This window comes from Mesorhizobium dulcispinae, assembly GCF_033977345.1.
In the GTDB taxonomy this organism is placed as follows: domain Bacteria; phylum Pseudomonadota; class Alphaproteobacteria; order Rhizobiales; family Rhizobiaceae; genus Mesorhizobium; species Mesorhizobium dulcispinae.
On record NZ_JAVIIY010000047.1, the window covers coordinates 1 to 2791 of the forward strand.

The window sequence follows — 2791 nt, forward strand, 5'->3', positions numbered from 1 at the left end:
CTCGAGCTCGCTGACCAGCAAGGCGGCCAGTTCGCGGGCCACCGGATGCCGGGCCGCCTCGCCGTCCTGCCTGGCCCGGTCGAGGAGCCCCTGCATGGCCTGGCCGTCCGGCCGCTCTGCCTGCAGCTGGACGCGGATGTCGGCCCTGAGCTCATGGTGAATGCCCTCGTAAGTGCCGAAGACGGCACGCTCGGCAAACCAGCGTTGCGCTTCAAGCGGCTGCGCCAGGACGTTGCGCTGCAGGCAGCTGTAGGTCTCCAGCACCTGCTGGGTGGCCGACAGGATCTGCCGGGAGCGGCTGAACTGGTAGTCGCCGTTCTCGATGGCCGGCGTGTGCGACTTCGGCGGCTTCAGCGAGGCCAGGCCGCGCGCCTGCTCCTTCTGGTCGAACTGGCGCACATGCTCGTAGAGCCTGGGCCGGTCGCCGACGATGACAACGGTGTCGCCGTCGAAATCGCCGTCGAGCTTCTTTTGTTCGGCGCTCGGCACCGCAACCAGCGAGCCGGGCGCGAACACCTCCGTCGCCTGCAGGATGCCGACGCAGTCGAGCCCGGTGTCGGCCTTGACCCGGTCCTTGCCCTCGAGCCAGTGCGAATGGCACTTGACGTCCTCGGCCGACATCACCACCGAACGCTCGGCGAAGGCGGCCGGCCACATCCGGTCGGGCACCACGATCAGGATGCCCTTGGCAAACAAGGTCGGATCGTCGGCGGCAAGCCTTTCCCCCGACTTGTGCGCGACGTTGAAGCTGTACTGGAAGGCCACGCACCGGTCCAGGAACGCCGCGGTCGCGTCGCCGTCGCGCGCCGACCTGACCTGGCCGGCGGTGAACGGGCGCAGGTTCGGCTTGTCGTAGGGCGAGCGCCCGACAAGCACGCCGCCATCGGCGGTCAAGGTCTCGCTCTTGAGCGTCGGCACATAAAGGCGTCCGTCGCCGGACGGCACGGCGACGGCGCCCGGGCCGTCGATGTGGCCAGAGGTGACGGTCCGAAACAGCTCCTCGGCCGTCAGCCTCGGCTGCTCACGGCTGCCGAGCCAGGCCTCGGCCTTCTCGCGCGTCTCCTCGGCCACCGCTGCGTTGCGCGGATAATGCTGCAGGGCCGAGGCCGGCACCGAGGTTCGCTTGCCCTGGCCAAAGACACGCACCGGCGCGGCGCCGTCCGGGCGGACGGCCCGGGCGATGGCCGGCATGCGCTCGGCCAGCGAGGCCCTGATGAAGCCGCAGCCGTCATGCGGCCGCAAGGCGATCGGGCCGTCCGGCCCGGCGAGCCTGAAGGGATGCGCTGCCCCTGCCGGGCGGTCGGGCAGGAGCGACAGCCTGAAGGCGCCTTCCAGCGCATAGTCGTGCGGGCCAAGCCCGGGGATGTCCGGCGGCGCGGCAAAGCCGCGGCGCTGGGTGTAGTAATAGGCTTCCTTGAACGGCGCCCAGGCCCGCGCCAGCTGCTCGAAGGCCGTCCCCGGCGCCGTGTCGGCATAGGGGATCGCCAAAAGCTTGCCGCCGGTGGCCTCGTCGGTCGCGCCGGGCAGGCGGGCGGCAAGCTGGGCCAGGGACTTTTGCGGCGCCTTCAGCTTGCTGCCGCCGAACAGGTCCATGCGGTAGGGCACGCCCTCGACGCTGAGCGTGCGCGCCAGCATGAAGGCGCTCGGCTTGCCCGGCAGCTGCACCGCAACCACCTTGACAGCCCCCGAGGTCAGGCGGTGGAAGATGGAATAGCGCAGCTCCGCTTCGCCGGCCAGCGGCCGCCCCTGCATGTCGACCACCGGCAGCCGCATCAGTCCGGCATCGCCTTGCGGCGGCCGCGGCTCGTGGTCCATGGCCTCAAGCACGCCATGGACATCGAAGACGGCGGCGGCATGCTGGGCCTGGACGCTCGGCGCGTTCTGGGCCATGAAGGTGTCGAGCGCGTCAAGCGGCCCCTCCGCCTCGATCTCGGCGATCACGTTCCAGCTCATGTTGGAAAGGTCGGCCTCGATGAGGGCGCGGGCGCTGTCCAGGATCCGGCTGGTCTTGGCGTGCAGCTCTTCCTGGCGGCGCCGCAAGGCGAGCTTGTCGCCCTCGACATAGGGCCGCCGGTAGAGCTTCTCCAGCACCGCGCGGGTCTTGAGCACCTGATAGACCGACAGCGCCGGGCAGCGGCTTGCATTGGCGCCGCTGTCGCGCTCGGCCTGGCCTGCCTCGAGATGCGCCTCGATCTTGCGCTCCACCACCGGCTGGATGGCGTTGAGCAGGTTCAGCGCCGGCCTGCGGTACCAGCGCAACGCCGGCCGCGGGCTGCGCGCCAGCGGCAGCAGGGCGGCGCACAGATTGCCCATGGTCTCCAGGTTGTTGTCGCGCTCGAAGGCGGGCGTGGCGCGCAGCGCCTCCAGCCGCTCCAGCCCCGGCTTTGCCAGCAGACCCAGATCGTCGGACAACTGCGCCTTGCTCAGGGCCTTGAAGATGTTGGCGATGGCCAGGACATCGGCCTGCTGCAGCCGGTCATCGGCATAGTGGAGATAATGCGCCAGCTGCTGCAGCCGCTCCTTCAGCAAAGCGGGTTCGGCCACCTCCCCGGCTTCCTCGCCCTGCAGGATACCGCGCGCCAGACTGTTGGCGATGTTGCCCAGCGCAGGCGTGATGAAAGCGCCGAAGCGACGGCCCTTGGGGCCGAGACCGCGGGCGATCTCCACCAGAGCCTGGTAGCACACCGGCTCTTGCGCCCACTTGCCGAAGCCGTTCACCAGGATCGCCAAGCCTTGAGCAGTAAAATCTGAGAGCCCGACATCCTGGCGATCGGCGCGGCGAAGGACCTCC

Annotated in this window: 1 pseudogene; it reads right to left on the reverse strand. The window is 69.8% G+C overall.

The annotated features are described in order from the left end of the window. Nucleotides 1-2791: pseudogene (locus RFN30_RS32110) on the reverse strand (shikimate kinase); the annotation flags it as partial.